Below are 16,047 nucleotides of genomic sequence, written 5' to 3'. Positions count from 1 at the left end.
CATGTCGAATACTCATAGATTCTCATTAGCATTGGTGTCTAGTCTACCTAGTATAGGACAGAAAAGAGTTATTGCTTTTAATTGGCAATACAACTAACAAACGCGCAATTGGCAGGTGACAAAACGGTTTACTTAACCCTTAATCACCCACCAGGGCTCATCATTCTGTCACAAAGGATGTTTCCTTCACTGCCGACTCGCCACGCTTGGACGCAACCATCAATCCACAAAATAAGGCAAACAGAAGAAGCGAAATATTAACGATAGCAACATCTTTTAGATAGGCATGTTCAGGAAAGTCTCCCTGCAAATAGAGAGCGGCATCATAGATTGGGCACACAAGGAATAAAACAGTCGCTAACCCCAGCTGATAAACCATGACCAGCCTAGCCCGATTGACTATGAATCCATGTAACATGGCCGCTATCCAAGAGCCATGGAATACATAAGGTAAAATATCTATTCTGGCAAACTGATCCGGCATTAACCGCGTTGCCACAAAACTAAGCGCAATTGCAATTAAGACACCGCTGGACAGGGCTAGTGTCATAGCTTTAACAAAGCGTAAACTCAACTGACTTTGCTTGCGTTTCTTTTCGCGAGTTTCAAGCCAAATTAGGTTTCCAGACAATATTAAATAGCAACAACCAAGGCCAAGAATAAAAAATATAACTTGCCCTGTTATTCCACCAAACCATCCAAAGTGAAGAGCTTCTAATGTATTATAAGTCGACATGAACTCGTTAGAAGTAGGCGTTGCTTCGCTATAAATACTGGCGTCTTCTAAGTGATAATTTACTCGAGCCCGACTCAAAAACTGATGTCGGTCATCAAGGATCACAGATACAATTGCTCCCTGATCGTTAAAGCCGTGAATATTAAAATGCGCAGCCTGATAGTCTGGGTAACGCTCTTCTGCCAACTCTTGAACTCTCGTCACTTTTTCCGCGAGCATTGGCTTCCCCGTAAAATCGACATCAATATTCTCGGAGAATCCCGCCGTGTGAGTTAACTCTTCAATATCTCCGTTAAAAACCGCATACCCAAAACCAGCCTGAAAAATAATGCCCAGGTTAAACAATATACCCGTCAACGCATACATTACTGTGTAAGGTAAAGTTGTAATACCTATAAGGTTATGTCCATCCAAATAAGTGCTTCTAGATTTGTTCAAACGATACATATAGAACCGTGAAACAATGCGCTTGAAGTGAATAAGCACGCCACTGATCAAAATAACAAAAAAGAAAAGTGATACAAATCCGACAATATACGCACCAATAGCACCAAGTTTGAGATTAATATGCAATTTATAAAACATATGGCCTAGATAATGATTATCTGCATTTTCATCGATTGGGCTAAGGGTATAAGGATCTAGGTATTCATTCACTTGTTCATGGATTATGGTTCTACCATTAACGACTTCCGCATGCTTGTTTTTTCCAAGCTCTGATTCGTCAACTTCTTTTTCTACTTCTAAATGAATACGATAGTAAGGGAATGTGTCCTTCGGCATGGAAATGAACACAGAGTGATCATTTGGGATATTGCTGTAATTATCCTGAACATATTGAACGACCCCAGCTATGTTAAGTTCATCTTTTTCTATCACTTTTTCAGGGTTGTAGTGTTTATCCCAATTGACAATATTGTCTCGGAAAAATGATGCTGTGCCACAGGCAAAAACAATCATTAATACGCCCGAGATAATAACACCTAACCAGCCGTGGGCATCAATTAGGTTCTTTGATGTTTGAGTTTTCATTTTGGCATACCCACGGTCAAAAATAGTAATCCATAAAAGGCCAGCGACCCTAATATAAAATAGCTGCTGCGCAACCATGCTGTTTTGCCGTTTGGTGCAGCGTAACACCAAGTCATAATCCCAGCCCAAGCGCTCAAACCCAACACCACAGTTAGCGCAAGCATAAGAGGTATTTGTTGATAAAAAAGCAGAGAGAAAGCACTAGGAGTGAAGATGATAAAAATAATCCCCCCAATAAGGCCTGCAAATGTTTTATTCCACACGATTAAAGCCTCCCCGCGTATTCGCAAGCAACACTCAAACATACAACTACAACGACACTTGAAAGAGCCCACTGAGGTCTATGCCCAAGTAAAATAGCAGGAGCCGGAACAGATAGCATAGTCGCGACCAAAACGATGACTAAACTTTCCGCAACATAACCAGAAATCTGATAAACACAATAAAACGAGACGGCACATACTATTGAAAAACATAGCCATGATTGCCATTTTTTTATTAACGGTCCCTGCCCTGCCTTAATCTTTTGGCGATTGCTCGATGCATAAAAAAGAACGCCTGCAAGCCAATGAAGAGGCACTAGAAAAAAATATGTGGTCATACCCTAACCATTCGTAGTAATCGATCTATATTTCCGAAAAAACCAAGCAGGGTTTTGCTTAGCTTCTATTTGGATAGAAAAACTCAGGCACTATAGTCACACATAAAGATAAATGCAAACGATTATCATTGATATAAACAATATCGATACCTTTTTGCACCTCCATCACTGGCATCGATCGGCTATGGCAAGGATTCGGTTTGTATCAGCAACAATGCCGTTATCACGGTAGTATCTTCCCTACCCTCAAATAATAAAGTTAATACAAATCAATATCATTACTTGATTTTATTGTATTTGACACTATAGTACGGCCCTACCTGCAAATAAGAATGAGTCGCATTAAATGAATTTGAAAGAATGTTTTATTCACGCACCTCTTGCGCTAGCAATTAGTGCCGCTTTCAGTGCTCAAGTGAGTGCAGATCAGACCTCTCCTGATCAAGAAAACGATACTTCCAATGATCAAGCCACAGCGTATTTTGAAAGTGTTGTCGTAACTGGCCAAAAAACAGAACGTAGCCTTCAAGACACGGTTGATAGCGTAAAAATCATAGATGCCGAGCAATTAGAAGATGAACGCTTAACAGATATTTACGATGTGTTTGATCGTTCTCCAAACGTGGCACAAGTAACCGGTACAGGTAATAGCTTCACAATTCGTGGAATCGACGCTCTTGGTGTTTCTGGCGGAGGTAACAGTTATCTAGCAAGTATGTACTTAGACGGCGCGCCTCTATCGTATCGCGCTCTCAAACAAGGAACATCCGTGTGGGATGTCTCACAAGTAGAGATTCTGCGTGGTCCACAATCGACATTGCAAGGGCGTAACTCACTTGCGGGTGCCATATTAATCCGTACGGAAGATCCAACATACGACACCGACGCAAAAGCCCGTTTAATAGCTGGTAGTCATGGCCGCAAAGAAGTAGCGGTTGCCGCTGGTGGTTCAATTATTGATGACGAACTCGCTTTTCGTATTGCGGCGGAAAAGCGCGAGTTTGATGGTTACATCGAAAACCCGAATCGCGATGAAAATGCCAACTACTCTGAGGGCCATAATGTAAGAGCAAAAGTGCTTTTTGAACCAAATGCCATCGAGAATTTAAAAGTCTTATTCACCCACCATCAAAACGATGACGAAGTGGGCGTACCTTGGCAATCATTGAATTCTCCAGATCGCTATGACGACCCCCAAGTGTATTTCAATGATCGCACACGAGAAAAGGTGAAAGGACAGCATAATATTTTGGACGCTAGTTATCGTATAAACAACAACCTAACGTTTAATGCCATCACTTCACACAGCGATGTTGACTATCACTACGATTGGGATGGAGACACCGGCGCCGATTTAAATGCTGTACTAATTGACGATCGCAACGAAGAAACTCTCACCCAAGAATTTCGCATTAACATCAGCTATGACAACTTAACGGGTGTCGTAGGTGCCTATTATTCCGACTTGGCTGTTGACGATTTTTCTAAGGGTAACCGTCTCATTAACCTAGCGGAATACGGTATCAACGCCGACGCTTTGATAGCCTTAGGTGCAAGCCAAGGCGTAACTCTTGACGAGAATACTGCCGCGTTTTTGACCAGCCAATACCCTGAATATGGTGAATTATATTACGAAAGTGGTTTCGAGACTGACGTTACTACACAAGCCCTCTTTGCAGACTTTACTTACAGTCTAAATCAAAACATCGATATCTTAGCCGGAGTTCGCTACGACACTGAAGAGCAAGGAAACCAAAGTAGCGATGTCGTAACACTTGAGACGGATTTACCCGATCCTGCAGCAGTCGGCGCTCAAGTTGAACAGAGTCAGGGCGCAGCCGCAGGTCAACAAGCTGCAGGAGCCATACAATTAATCAACGGCTACTTGGTTAACTTTGTTGATGGTGCCAATGGTACCAAACCTCCCGTCGACGACGATTTTGCTGCTTGGCTACCCAAGCTTGGTGTGACCTACCATTTTACCGATGACGTATCGAGTAGCTTTGTCGCTCAACGAGCCTATCGTTCTGGTGGCGTTGGCGTCAACTTAGCCGAGGGCCGTGTATTTACCTATGACCCGGAATACGTCAACAACTATGAATTCTCTACGAGAACCATGTGGCTTGACGGCATGTTAAGTGCCAACACAAATATCTTCTATTTAGACTGGACCGATCAACAGGTAGAAATAAGAGGCGACAAAGGTCAGTTCGATACAGACACTGTGAATGCAGGTGAATCCAACGTAAAAGGTGCGGAAATCGAATTGATGTATTATGACGGTATGTTCAGCAGCTATTTCGGCTTAGGCCATAGTCGAACTGAATTTACCAAGTTCATGGATGATGAAGACAATCTAGAAGGTCGCAGCTTTACCAATGCTCCCGAATGGACTGCAAACATTGGTGCTACATATCGAACCTTAAACGGCTTTATATTGAATGCTAACGCCAATTATCAGGATTCTTCCTATGTGCGAGTTAACCCTAATTTAGGTCAAGGTACTACATTCGACCCTAAAAATGACGCTCGTACAATCGTCAACACATCAATCGGATATGAATGGAGTAAGTTCAAAATAACACTGGCAGTAGACAATCTACTTGACGAAGAATATGTACTGGCTGCTAGTCGAGATCCATCACAACGCACTGCCTCAGAAGTCATTGGTGCTCCTCGCACATATTCTGTCACACTGCAGGCCAGCATGTGGTGATACTTATCTAAACCAGCTTGTCACGAGTAGACCGCCCATATTTAGCGTAAATTAGAAATGGGCGGTTAAATCAATATAGCAATCTAAAGCTCATTCTTAATATGTAAAGCTACTCTTGTAATGAGAGTAGCGCTTACTACCCACCCCTACTCACCTAGATTAATTCACAAGCCTTGCAGTGATTTTTTGCACAATAGGCGCGACAAAAATCACCGTCGGAAATGCAACGACAAAAGCAAAACTCCACGCCTTCAACCAAATAACACCGATATCAGCGACAAACCCCACGTTGAATACACTGATCACGAGAGACATAAAGCCGGACATAAATAGCGCCATGAAAAAAGCAAAAACAAAGCGCTGGTATTTGGCAGGAATCATTGGATAGCACCTCTTCATGAGTCAGAAGAAAAGAGGCGCTATTCTGTCATTGCATTGTTGCAATGAATAGAGGTCTTTTTGCTACGGTCTTTACATTAAATGAGACAATGAAGTCGTTAATCATGATCAGTGGGAAATTGACTTCCAATGCTGCAAAGCACGATTACTAATGGCATTCGCCAATTCATTTTCCGCTAAGAAGGTTTCCACATCATATTGCTTACGCATAAGCTCTGCTTCTTCATCACTTTGCGCACACAAAAGGATTTTAATTTCTGGATTCAAGGTTCGTGCTGTATCAATCATTTGGCGAACTTTAATTAAGTCTTTAATGGTAATAATTAAGAGCGATGCATGCATAATATGGGCTTGCACCAATACCACGGGCTCGCCTGCATCACCAGTTACAGCTAAACGCCCTTTTTCTCGCAGAGCATCAACCCGTTCGCGCTGAGCCTCTGCAATAACCACTTTGACATCGTGCTCATCAAACGCTTTTGCAATTGGGCGACCTATCGTCCCGTAACCCACTAAAACGGCTTGCCCCTTTAGAAGCGACTGATCAACACTCAAAGGAAGCTGAGCCAATGGGTCATCTCGAGCATCTAACTTACGTGCCCAAAAACTGCGTTTTAATACCCATTCTCGCAACGGTTTTATCACAACAAATAACGCAGGATTTAAAGCAATAGATAACATAGCGGCTGCTAGCACTAAACTCATTGCCTCATCAGACACTAGCCCTAGGCTCATCCCAAGCCCAGCTAGAATAAAGCTAAATTCGCCTATTTGCGCAAGACTCACACCAACCGTAAGCGCTGTGCTCAACGGATAGCGGAACAATAAAACCAACGCAACAGCAGCCAATGTTTTTCCCAAAATTACAACAAGAGTGGTTAGCAAGACATGTACAGGATGCTCAATCAGCACCATTGGGTCGAACAACATACCGACAGACACAAAGAATAAAACTGCAAACGCATCTCGCAATGGCAAAGACTCATCCGCCGCACGATGGGCAAATTCGGATTCACGCATCATCATGCCAGCAAAGAATGCTCCCAATGCGAACGACACATCAAACAAAATTGAAGCACCATAAGCGAAAGCAACGGCAGCAGCTACGACACATAGTGTAAAAAGTTCGCGAGAACCACTGGAGGCAACCATCCAAAGAATCTTTGGGAAAAGGCGCTTACCGACCACCAACATAAAAATAATGAACGCAGCGACTTTTAATAACGTGATACCAACCACTTGGCTGACAGAAACAAGATTGAGGCTCTCGCCTTCCGCTACTGGTGCTGCAAACGCTGGCAATAAAACCAGTAGCAATACCATGACGAGATCTTCGACAACCAACCAGCCAACAGCAATTCGTCCATTCATAGAGTTTAAAATACCGCCGCTCTCCAACGCTCGCAGCAAGACCACGGTACTGGCAACGCTTAAACAAAAACCAAAGACGATCGCTTCACCGATACTCCATCCCCAAGCAATCGCTAGGCCCATGCCCATGGAAAGAGCAACCAGAATTTGCACGATAGCGCCTGGAACAGCGATACGTTTTACGGAAAGAAGATCATTGAGGGAGAAATGTAAACCGACACCAAACATTAAAAGCATGACGCCGATTTCAGCGAGCTGACCGGCTAAGCCGATATCAGCCGTAAAGCCAGGAGTGTGTGGGCCAATGACGATACCCGCGAGCAAGTAACCCACAAGTGTAGGCAACCCCAAACGCTGTACAATAAAACCAAGAACAAGAGCTAAACCAAAACCCGCAGCGAGAATCGTAATTAATCCAATTTCATGGGGCATAGTGCACAACTCCTTCTACAGCATCATTCTTGTACAGCGTTTTATTTGCAGTTTATTTTTTAATTGTATTACTTGGGCTAGCAACTACTTTTTCACCCAAGTAGTGCCTTCACGAGAATCTTGAAGAATAATGCCTTGCGCATCTAAGTCTTCACGAATCTTATCGGCCAAAGCAAAATCCTTATCTTTTTTCGCTTGCGCGCGTTCTTGGATTTTGCCTTGAATATAGGCATCGTCCAATGTCACACCACGCTGAAGGTAATTATCTGGATCGCTTTGCAAGCAACCAAGAATTGACGATAGTTCAACCAACAAAGCGGCTAATGGATTCTTCTCGGCACCTTCTTTTTTGTTGATCTCGTTAACCAGATCAAACAATACCGCAATGGCTTTCGGTGTATTAAAGTCATCGTCCATGGCCGCTTCAAAGCGTTCCCGAGTATCTTGAACGACTGCATCTTGCTCATCAATAACCGCACTTAAGTCGCAACCATGAATTGCGTTGTATAGACGATCTAATTTGGCTTCTGCGTCTTTCAAACCGTCTTCGCTGTAGTTGATTGCGCTGCGATATTGAACCGAGCTTAAGAAGAAGCGAATCACTTCCGCATCGTACTTTTCAAGGATATCGCGAATAGTAAAGAAGTTGCCTAAGGACTTAGACATCTTCTCACCATCAATACGCAATGCACCGGCGTGCATCCAGGTGTTGGCATAGTGCTCTCCTGTAGCTGCTTCACTTTGTGCAATTTCGTTTTCATGGTGCGGGAATTTTAAATCCGGACCACCACCATGAATATCGAAATTATTGCCCAAGCAGCATGTGGACATAACTGAACATTCAATATGCCAACCAGGACGACCTTGACCCCATGGACTGTCCCAAGAAGGCTCTTCAGGCTTGGCTGATTTCCAGAGTACGAAGTCTAAAGGATCTTCTTTTTCTTCTTCGACTGCGATGCGTGCACCGCTTTCTAACTCTTCTAAAATCTTTCCTGAAAGCTTGCCATAGCCATCAAACTTGCGAACACGATAATAAACATCGCCGTTCTTGGCAGCGTAAGCGAAACCTTTTTCGATCAAGGTTTCGACCATTTTAATAATGCCATCGATATGCTGAGTTGCTCGCGGTTCGCTATTTGGCGTTAGTATATTTAGCTTGGCGAAATCCTCGTTCATGGCATCAACCATGCGATCCACCAGCTGCTCAAACGGCTCGCCATTTTCCGCAGCACGCTGAATAATTTTATCGTCTATATCTGTAATGTTACGAATATAGTTAACATCAAATCCTTTGTGACGCAGATAACGTACGATGACATCAAACGACACCATTACGCGGGCATGGCCCATGTGACAGAAATCGTAAACCGTCATACCACACACATACATACCGATTTTACCCGGTTGTAACGGTTTAAATTCTTCTTTCTGTCGACTTAAGGTGTTGTAAATCTGTAATGCCATAATTAATTACTTAGTGCCTTATCTGCACGTAGACCAATAGTTAAGTTGAACACAGGCTTATCCGCAGTATGATCTTTACGATCAGCTACATAATAACCTTCACGTTCAAACTGGAACACGGTTTCACTTTCTACGTTGGCCAACGCAGGTTCAATCAAACCGGTTTTTACAATTAAAGACTCTGGATTAATGCTTTCCATAAAGTCTTTTTTGCCGCTGTCTGGATTGGCATCCAAGAACAAGCGATCATAGGTACGCAGCTCAGCTTCTTTTGCATGCTTAGCGCTTACCCAATGCACCACGCCCTTAGGCTTATCACCATCGGCTGGATCTTTCCCCAAGGTATCTTCAATCAAAGTTGCATTCACTTGAGTGATATTACCGTCGGCATCTTTTTCAAAACCGTCAGCTTCTAACACATAACCGTGACGTAAACGAATACGCTTACCGACACAGAATTTTTTCTTGAATTTCTTGCTGTACTCTTCTTTAAAGTCAGCCTGATCAATGAATAACTCTTTTGTAAACGGCATCTCGCGCTGACCTAAGTCTTCACGATCTTGCATGTAAGGCACAGAAAAGGTTTCTTCATGATCATCAGATAAATTTGAGATCACCACTTTAAGTGGGTTGATCACACACATAGCACGCGGCGCGTTTTGATTTAAGTCATCACGAATGAAGTGCTCTAACTGTGCAATGTCCACGGTACCGTCGGTTTTTGCTACGGCCAAACTATCGCAGAAATTACGAATCGCAGTCGGTGTATAACCGCGACGACGCATACCGCTGATGGTTGGCATACGAGGATCATCCCAACCGGCAACCACACCGCCTTCAACCAATGCACGCAATTTACGTTTACTGGTCACCATGTAATTGATGTTCAAGCGACCGAACTCATACTGATGCGGCTCCGCTGGTGTGGGTAGGTTTTCAATAAACCAATCGTACAACGGACGGTGATCAGCAAATTCCAGCGTACACACAGAATGGGTAATGCCTTCAATGGCATCTGACTGACCATGAGCAAAGTCATAGCTTGGGTAAATACACCACTTATCACCCGTTTGGTGATGATGAGCTTTCTTAATACGGTAGATAACAGGGTCACGCATGTTCATGTTCGGTGACGCCATATCAATCTTGGCACGCAAAGACGCTTTACCCTCATCGAAGTCTCCAGCGCGCATTTTCGCAAACAGCTCAAGATTCTCTTCGACACTGCGGTCGCGGAACGGGCTATTTTTACCTGGCTCATCAAAGCTGCCACGATACTCTTTCGCTTGTTCAGGGCTTAGTTCACAAACGTACGCTTTACCCTCTTTAATTAAATGCACAGCCCAGTCGTGTAGCTGGTCGAAATAATCTGACGTGTAATGAATTTCCCCGGCCCATTGAAAGCCCAACCAAGACACGTCTTCCTTAATGGAGTTAACGTACTCGTCTTCTTCTTTCTCTGGGTTGGTATCGTCAAAGCGCAAGTTACATTGACCGCCAAACTGTTCGGCTAGGCCGAAGTTCAAGCAGATGGATTTGGCGTGACCAATGTGTAAGTAGCCATTTGGCTCAGGAGGAAAACGGGTAACGATGTTGCTGTGCTTGCCGTTCTCTAGGTCTTCGGTAATTACTTTGGCAATAAAGTTGACTGGTTTAGCCGTTGCTTCTGTCATGTATGCTCTCAAATCTCGTATTCGGCCAGAATATCCTGATAAACAATTGGGTTTTCGGATTCTGGCGGCCAAGGCGCAAAAGCCGTATTATAGCCATCCTTAATACAGCAATCATCCTTAAAAGCAACTGAATCCCAAATTGAAAGGTATTCCTATGACACAAGTGGTATTAAAAACCAGCTTTGGCGACATCAAGCTTGAACTAAACGCGGAAAAAGCGCCTAAAACTGTTGAAAATTTCGTCAACTACGTGAAGGACGGTTTCTACAACGGCACTATCTTTCATCGCGTTATCGATGGCTTCATGATTCAGGGTGGCGGCATGAATGAAGACATGTCACAAAAGCCAACCACTCAAGACAGCATTGAAAACGAAGCAGACAACGGCTTAAGCAACAAAGTCGGTGCGATCGCTATGGCTCGTACCATGGATCCGCACAGTGCATCTAGCCAATTCTTCATTAACGTGAAAGACAACGGCTTTTTAGATCACACGAGTAAAACCGCTGAAGGCTGGGGTTACTGCGTGTTTGGTGAAGTAGTAGAAGGCATGGATGTGGTCAACCGCATCAAAGGCGTGCGCACAACTATGGCTGCAGGCCACCAAGACGTTCCTGCTGAACCAGTTTTAATTGAAAGCGCAGAAATCGTCGAGTAACGTCTGCAGTATGTCGAATAATTATAAAACACAAAACTCTGCATTCGCGCCCCAAGGTACATCCTGGTTTATCAGTGATTTGCACCTTGCACCGGAAGAAACCCGCATTACCGCGGGTTTCTACGATTTCATGCTTCAACCGCAAGCGGGCGACACCCTATTCATCCTAGGCGATTTCTTCAACTATTGGATTGGCGATGACGTACCTCATCCCTTTTCCGAAAAAATCAAACAGTTGTTAAAAGCCACTTCCGAGCGCGGTGTGAAAATTTACATCATGCACGGCAATCGCGACTTCCTCATCGGCGAGCGCTTTTGTGAAGAAAGCGGCTGTGAATTGCTAGAAGACCCGACTGTGATTGAACTTAATGGCGAACCGACTCTGCTCATGCATGGCGATAGTCTATGTACGCTTGATGAAGCGTATATGGAATTTCGTCAAATGGCCCGCAACCCAAGCTGGCAAGCGGAATTCCTGAGCAAAAGCATTGAAGAACGCATGGCATTTGCCAACCAAGCGCGCGATGAAAGCCAAAGCAGCAATAGCATGAAAGACGAAGCGATTATGGATGTGACGCCGGAGGAAGTGGATCTCGCATTAACGCAAAACCATTGCCGTCACATGATTCATGGTCACACCCACCGTCCCAACATTCACCAGTGGGAAAACCAAGGTGAGCTGCGCCAGCGCCTCGTCTTGGGCGATTGGTATCGCAAGGGTTGGTATTTGAAAGTTGATGCTGACGGATTCGATTTTGTGCAGTTTGATTTACCCAGAATCGACGAATCTAATTAGGATTCGTTCTGTTACAAATCTCATCAAAAATTCCAGGATTTCAGCTTGAGCATAAGCGCGTTTTATGAAATCCTTTTAGCCATTAAGGACGGCCTGCCTCATATGAGACAGGCCGTTTTTTTATACAACCTAAACACTCATCCATTATTTGGTCTAGCATGGAAAATATTAAACAAGAATCGATCCGCACACCTGCGGCTCAAGGTCCACCCAAGGCTTGGTATCAACTTGTCGACCTTCCGGTATTTGCCATCAGTGGCGGCCTTCTTTTACTTTTCGCTCTTCTTGCCCTTTACGATTTAGACTTGGTATCCACTACCGTCAATCAAAGCTTTGCTGTTTCAACCAAACTTTTTGGAGCTTATTGGCAGGTTCTATTACTATTCACGTTTTTTATTGGTTTGTATCTCGCTTTTGGTCGCACAGGTCATGTGGTTCTGGGTGGTACCGATCAACCTGAGATGTCCACCTTCCGCTGGACGTCCATTATTATGTGTACCCTGCTCGCCGGTGGTGGCGTGTTTTGGGCAGCGGCCGAACCCATGGCGCACTTCACATCTCAACCACCTTTATTTAGCGATGCCGAAGCTGGCTCTTTAGCGGCGGCCCATAACGCACTGGCACAAAGCTTCATGCACTGGGGCTTCTTAGCATGGGCCATTTTAGGCAGTCTAACGGGTATTGTGTTCATGTACCTGCATTATGAAAAAGGCTTACCATTAAAGCCTCGTACTCTGCTTTATCCTGTATTTGGAGAACGCGCTTTAAAAGGCCCAATCGGCACTTTTACCGATGCGGCATGTGTACTTGCAGTGGTAGCAGGTACAGTTGGCCCCATTGGTTTCTTAGGTCTGCAAGTCAGCTTTGGCCTCGACAAATTATTTGGCATTCCCGATACCTATTCCACGCAGCTCGTGATCTTAGGCAGCTTAATCACGCTCTATACCATTTCATCGGTTACCGGCGTGACAAAAGGCATACAAATCCTGAGTCGCTTCAACGTCATTTTGGCGGTTGTTTTGATGTTGGTGATTTTGGTGTTTGGTCCAACTGCATTTTTAGTAGATGGCTTCTTACAAAGCTTTGGCACCTACATTGATCAGTTCATTCCTATGGCTACCTTTCGTGCGAATCCTGCCTGGCTAGATTGGTGGACGGTATTCTTCTGGGGTTGGTTCTTAGGTTATGGCCCGCTCATGGCCATGTTCGTGGCGCGCATTTCCCGTGGTCGCACCATTCGTGACATGATTTTGCTGATTTCTGTATTGGCTCCCGTGATTACCTGTATTTGGTTCACCATCGTGGGTGGCTCAGGTTTATTCTATGAATTAGAAAACCCAGGGGTGATTTCAGAGCCCTTTACAGGCTTCAACTTGCCTGCGGCTCTATTGGCGATTACCGAGAATCTACCCATGGGCTTTATCATGTCGGTACTGTTTTTGATTTTAACCACAGTGTTCGTCGCCACCACAGGTGATTCCATGACCTATGCAGTCTCTATGGTTATGACAGGACACGATCATCCGCACACAGGTGTTCGTATTTTCTGGGGTATCATGATGGGTGTGATCGCTGCGATTCTCATCAGCATGGGCTCTGGCGGTATTTCTGCACTTCAGAAATTTATTGTTGTAACCGCTGTGCCGGTTTCTTTGATTCTATTACCTAGCCTTTGGACTGCACCGCGTATTGCAAAACAAATGCAAAAAGAACAAGGCAAGTAAATTTTAGTTTTACTTGCTCACTTTTAGTGTTGCGTTGAGTGCTTAGTTGATCACAACTAAGCATTCGATTTTCGCTTGAAAATAATTTACTTTTTCTGCTGACTCGCTCGCAAATCCGTCACTACTTCGCCTCCGACACCCCAATTATCTGTGTTCACTTCGTCGATGACGACAACCGTTGTCGCTGGGTTTTTATCCAATACATCCACCAGTAATTGCGTTGCACCTTTGATTAATTGCGCTTTCTGCTCCGGTGTCACATCTTCATCAGTAATTTTAATATTTACGTACGGCATCCAGTTTTCCCTTTCTATTTTGCAACATCACATTTAAGAAGCGAATTTTCGCTTCCATTGAATTTTCTCCAGTTGCGTCAACCAAGCGCCGATCGTCACTACGCACAAGCCAACGATAAGATACAAGGTCACTGGCTCGTCAAACACAAAAATAGCCGATACGCCTGCAATGACAGGGACCAGTGCCATCAGGCTTCCCATACCACTTGCGCCTAAAACCGCAACGGCACGGCCGTAAAAATAGAGTTGCACAATCGTTGCTAAAAAACCCTGATAAAACATTTGCAATAGAATTGAATTTGCCCCGGCAACGTCGATGTTTTTTGGAGAAAACATTACGTACCAAGGCAAATAAACTAAGCACGTCAGTAAAGCCAAACTAATCACAGCATGCCATGGTGGGATATTCCAATGCTTTATAAGTATTGAAAAAACTCCCCAGCACAAAGCGCCTAGTAAGAACAGAACATCTCCCTTCAATACACTATTGTTGTCACCATCCATCATTAGTTGCTGGGTAAATAACAAAGCCACACCCGATGAAATTAACACAATTCCGAAAAGCTTGATTGCCTCGACGCGTATTTGCCCAACGATAACGGCCAGAATAAATATAAATAGAGGCATAGTGCCGGGCAGCAACAGTGCCCCATGTGACGCAGGCGCTAGTTGAAAGCCCTGAAATGTACACAATGCATAAGCCAACCCACCGACTAAAGCGATAGCGATATATTTAGTTTGAAAAACATTAAAGCGATACTTAAACCACCACAAAGGCAGCAACAACAAAGCACAGGTGCCATAGCGAAGTGCAATGACATCAAAATGATTCAGCTCGCTTAAACCACCTTGGCGAGAGGCTAAAACGAACCCAGACCAAATCAATACAGCGGTAAGACCAAAGACATACCCTTTCGCTTTTGAATCTATCGACATTTTAAATCCATTACTGATTGTCATAGCGTCAGTTTAAGTCCAAAATATATTCATTAATAGTGAATAATTGTGAATTTATCGTTCATAAATATAGAAATATAGTCATAGCGTATTTAGGCGGTACAACTGCCAACGCGTTGTGACGCCACAAGTATTAAAAGGTATGCCATGGAAATTTCTGATCTCACGGTATTTAGACAAGTCGTCCTCAGTGGCGGCATTACCAAGGCGGCCGAGGTACTTAATCGTGTGCCTTCCAACGTGACCGCTCGTATTCAAAAACTGGAGAGCGAACTGGGCAAACCTTTATTTATTCGACACAAGAACCGTTTGAATATTTCCGCTGCTGGCAAACAACTCTTAAGCTATTGCGACGACATTCTAAACTTAGTGGAACGAGCTAAATCCGATCTAATAGATCAGCAAACAAGAGGCTCATTGAAAGTAGGCGCCATGGAAGCAGTAATGGCCACTCGTTTAAGTGATCCACTCAACGCCTTTCATCAGCAATTTTCTGATGTTGAACTCAGCGTAGCGTCCGCCCCAACTGGCGCACTAATAGAAAAGGTCATCGAAGGCGAGATCGATTTAGGCTTCATTGATGGAAACGTCAGTGATTCCAGAATACAAAGCAAAGCGCTATATAAAGAATCCTTGGTGTTAGTCTCTAGCTTAAACCACAAACCGATACGCTCCCCAAAAGACTTGGGAGAAACGCCCACAGTACTAGGCTTTAATCATAAATGCGCTTACCGTAAACGATTAACTGGCTGGCTCGCACAAGGCAGTAATATCCCCAACGTGATCGAAATACAGTCATACCATACGCTATTGGGTTGCGCCGCCGCGGGTATGGGTGTGGGTATGATTCCAAGAAGCTTGGTTGATGCCTATCCGCACAAACACAATTTGAAAATCCATACACTTCCCAAAAAATGGAGTGACTCAGTAACCCATTGCATTTGGCGAAAAGACAATACAGATAGTACGATTGAGGACTTTATCGAATGCTGTCAGCCAACCTGATCTTTGCAGCTATCTAACAAACAAACGAAAAAAGAGAGGTAGCCATTATGAACAACATGCATTTACTACTGAGAGTTTTGATTACCCTTATGCTGGTTTTGGCCATCGCTAAATACTATTTGCACGATACGGCAGGGTTTTAAACCCAATAAGAAGCACGCAAGCGACTTATCGCCCAACATGG

General features: G+C 44.1%; 13 protein-coding genes. 5 read left to right on the top strand and 8 right to left on the bottom strand.

Annotated features, from left to right (window positions below; translation table 11 throughout):
- Positions 1-160 precede the first annotated feature (160 nt).
- Complete coding sequence (locus tag HF888_RS06990) at positions 161-1,768, bottom strand: PepSY-associated TM helix domain-containing protein (protein ID WP_040297685.1); 1,608 nt, start codon at positions 1,766-1,768, stop codon at positions 161-163.
- On the bottom strand, positions 1,765-2,031 hold the full coding sequence (locus HF888_RS06985) for a hypothetical protein (protein WP_040297683.1): 267 nt from the start codon (positions 2,029-2,031) through the stop codon (positions 1,765-1,767). The genes HF888_RS06990 and HF888_RS06985 overlap by 4 nt, the downstream gene beginning before the upstream one ends.
- 684 nt (positions 2,032-2,715) lie before the next feature.
- Between HF888_RS06985 and HF888_RS06980 the strand changes: the two genes are divergently transcribed.
- The gene (locus HF888_RS06980; protein ID WP_007017602.1) at positions 2,716-5,085 is read left to right on the top strand and encodes a TonB-dependent receptor; all 2,370 of its coding nucleotides are present in this window, start codon (positions 2,716-2,718) and stop codon (positions 5,083-5,085) included.
- Between the two features lie 159 nt (positions 5,086-5,244).
- Here HF888_RS06980 and HF888_RS06975 read toward each other — a convergent pair whose 3' ends face one another.
- The 4 genes from HF888_RS06975 to HF888_RS06960 form a co-directional block, all read right to left on the bottom strand.
- The gene (locus HF888_RS06975; RefSeq protein WP_007017601.1) at positions 5,245-5,466 is read right to left on the bottom strand and encodes a DUF2798 domain-containing protein; all 222 of its coding nucleotides are present in this window, start codon (positions 5,464-5,466) and stop codon (positions 5,245-5,247) included.
- A 126-nt stretch (positions 5,467-5,592) separates the two neighbouring features.
- Complete coding sequence (locus tag HF888_RS06970; protein WP_007017600.1) at positions 5,593-7,287, bottom strand: cation:proton antiporter domain-containing protein; 1,695 nt, start codon at positions 7,285-7,287, stop codon at positions 5,593-5,595.
- An 84-nt stretch (positions 7,288-7,371) separates the two neighbouring features.
- Complete coding sequence (gene cysS / locus HF888_RS06965) at positions 7,372-8,754, bottom strand: cysteine--tRNA ligase (RefSeq protein ID WP_007017599.1); 1,383 nt, start codon at positions 8,752-8,754, stop codon at positions 7,372-7,374.
- 2 nt (positions 8,755-8,756) lie between these two features.
- Positions 8,757-10,427 carry a glutamine--tRNA ligase/YqeY domain fusion protein gene (locus tag HF888_RS06960; protein ID WP_007017598.1) on the bottom strand — a complete coding sequence of 557 codons (1,671 nt, stop codon included), beginning with the start codon at positions 10,425-10,427 and terminating at the stop codon, positions 8,757-8,759.
- A gap of 154 nt (positions 10,428-10,581) precedes the next feature.
- Here HF888_RS06960 and HF888_RS06955 point away from each other — a divergent pair, with 154 nt between their 5' ends.
- The 3 genes from HF888_RS06955 to HF888_RS06945 all read left to right on the top strand — a co-directional run bounded on the left by HF888_RS06955 (position 10,582) and on the right by HF888_RS06945 (position 13,605).
- A complete protein-coding gene (locus HF888_RS06955; protein ID WP_007017597.1) occupies positions 10,582-11,085 on the top strand; it encodes a peptidylprolyl isomerase in 504 nt (167 codons plus the stop codon).
- Positions 11,086-11,095: 10 nt separating this feature from the next.
- On the top strand, positions 11,096-11,881 hold the full coding sequence (locus HF888_RS06950; protein WP_007017596.1) for a UDP-2,3-diacylglucosamine diphosphatase: 786 nt from the start codon (positions 11,096-11,098) through the stop codon (positions 11,879-11,881).
- A gap of 158 nt (positions 11,882-12,039) precedes the next feature.
- Positions 12,040-13,605 (top strand): BCCT family transporter, encoded by a 1,566-nt coding sequence (locus HF888_RS06945; protein WP_007017595.1) that lies wholly within the window; start codon positions 12,040-12,042, stop codon positions 13,603-13,605.
- An 86-nt stretch (positions 13,606-13,691) separates the two neighbouring features.
- Here the strand turns inward: HF888_RS06945 and HF888_RS06940 are convergent, their stop codons facing one another.
- Both HF888_RS06940 and HF888_RS06935 read right to left on the bottom strand, forming a co-directional pair.
- A complete protein-coding gene (locus tag HF888_RS06940) occupies positions 13,692-13,901 on the bottom strand; it encodes a 2-hydroxymuconate tautomerase family protein (protein ID WP_007017594.1) in 210 nt (69 codons plus the stop codon).
- A 33-nt stretch (positions 13,902-13,934) separates the two neighbouring features.
- Entirely contained in the window at positions 13,935-14,837 is a 903-nt protein-coding gene (locus HF888_RS06935) for a DMT family transporter (RefSeq protein ID WP_007017593.1), read from the bottom strand.
- A gap of 168 nt (positions 14,838-15,005) precedes the next feature.
- Here HF888_RS06935 and HF888_RS06930 point away from each other — a divergent pair, with 168 nt between their 5' ends.
- Complete coding sequence (locus HF888_RS06930; protein ID WP_007017592.1) at positions 15,006-15,863, top strand: LysR substrate-binding domain-containing protein; 858 nt, start codon at positions 15,006-15,008, stop codon at positions 15,861-15,863.
- Positions 15,864-16,047 lie beyond the last annotated feature (184 nt).

The organism is Bermanella marisrubri (genome assembly GCF_012295615.1).
In the GTDB taxonomy this organism is placed as follows: Bacteria; Pseudomonadota; Gammaproteobacteria; order Pseudomonadales; family Oceanobacteraceae; genus Bermanella; species Bermanella marisrubri.
This window is presented reverse-complemented; position numbering and strand designations above follow the sequence as displayed.

Excerpts from the sequence above, each read along its gene's own strand:
- HF888_RS06990 (WP_040297685.1), bottom strand. The coding sequence starts at position 1,768 with ATGAAAACTCAAACATCAAAGAACCTAATTGATGCCCACGGCTGGTTA.
- HF888_RS06980 (WP_007017602.1), top strand. The coding sequence starts at position 2,716 with ATGAATTTGAAAGAATGTTTTATTCACGCACCTCTTGCGCTAGCAATT.
- HF888_RS06975 (WP_007017601.1), bottom strand. The coding sequence starts at position 5,466 with ATGATTCCTGCCAAATACCAGCGCTTTGTTTTTGCTTTTTTCATGGCG.
- HF888_RS06970 (WP_007017600.1), bottom strand. The coding sequence starts at position 7,287 with ATGCCCCATGAAATTGGATTAATTACGATTCTCGCTGCGGGTTTTGGT.
- cysS (WP_007017599.1), bottom strand. The coding sequence starts at position 8,754 with ATGGCATTACAGATTTACAACACCTTAAGTCGACAGAAAGAAGAATTT.
- HF888_RS06960 (WP_007017598.1), bottom strand. The coding sequence starts at position 10,427 with ATGACAGAAGCAACGGCTAAACCAGTCAACTTTATTGCCAAAGTAATT.
- HF888_RS06955 (WP_007017597.1), top strand. The coding sequence starts at position 10,582 with ATGACACAAGTGGTATTAAAAACCAGCTTTGGCGACATCAAGCTTGAA.
- HF888_RS06950 (WP_007017596.1), top strand. The coding sequence starts at position 11,096 with ATGTCGAATAATTATAAAACACAAAACTCTGCATTCGCGCCCCAAGGT.
- HF888_RS06945 (WP_007017595.1), top strand. The coding sequence starts at position 12,040 with ATGGAAAATATTAAACAAGAATCGATCCGCACACCTGCGGCTCAAGGT.
- HF888_RS06940 (WP_007017594.1), bottom strand. The coding sequence starts at position 13,901 with ATGCCGTACGTAAATATTAAAATTACTGATGAAGATGTGACACCGGAG.
- HF888_RS06935 (WP_007017593.1), bottom strand. The coding sequence starts at position 14,837 with ATGTCGATAGATTCAAAAGCGAAAGGGTATGTCTTTGGTCTTACCGCT.
- HF888_RS06930 (WP_007017592.1), top strand. The coding sequence starts at position 15,006 with ATGGAAATTTCTGATCTCACGGTATTTAGACAAGTCGTCCTCAGTGGC.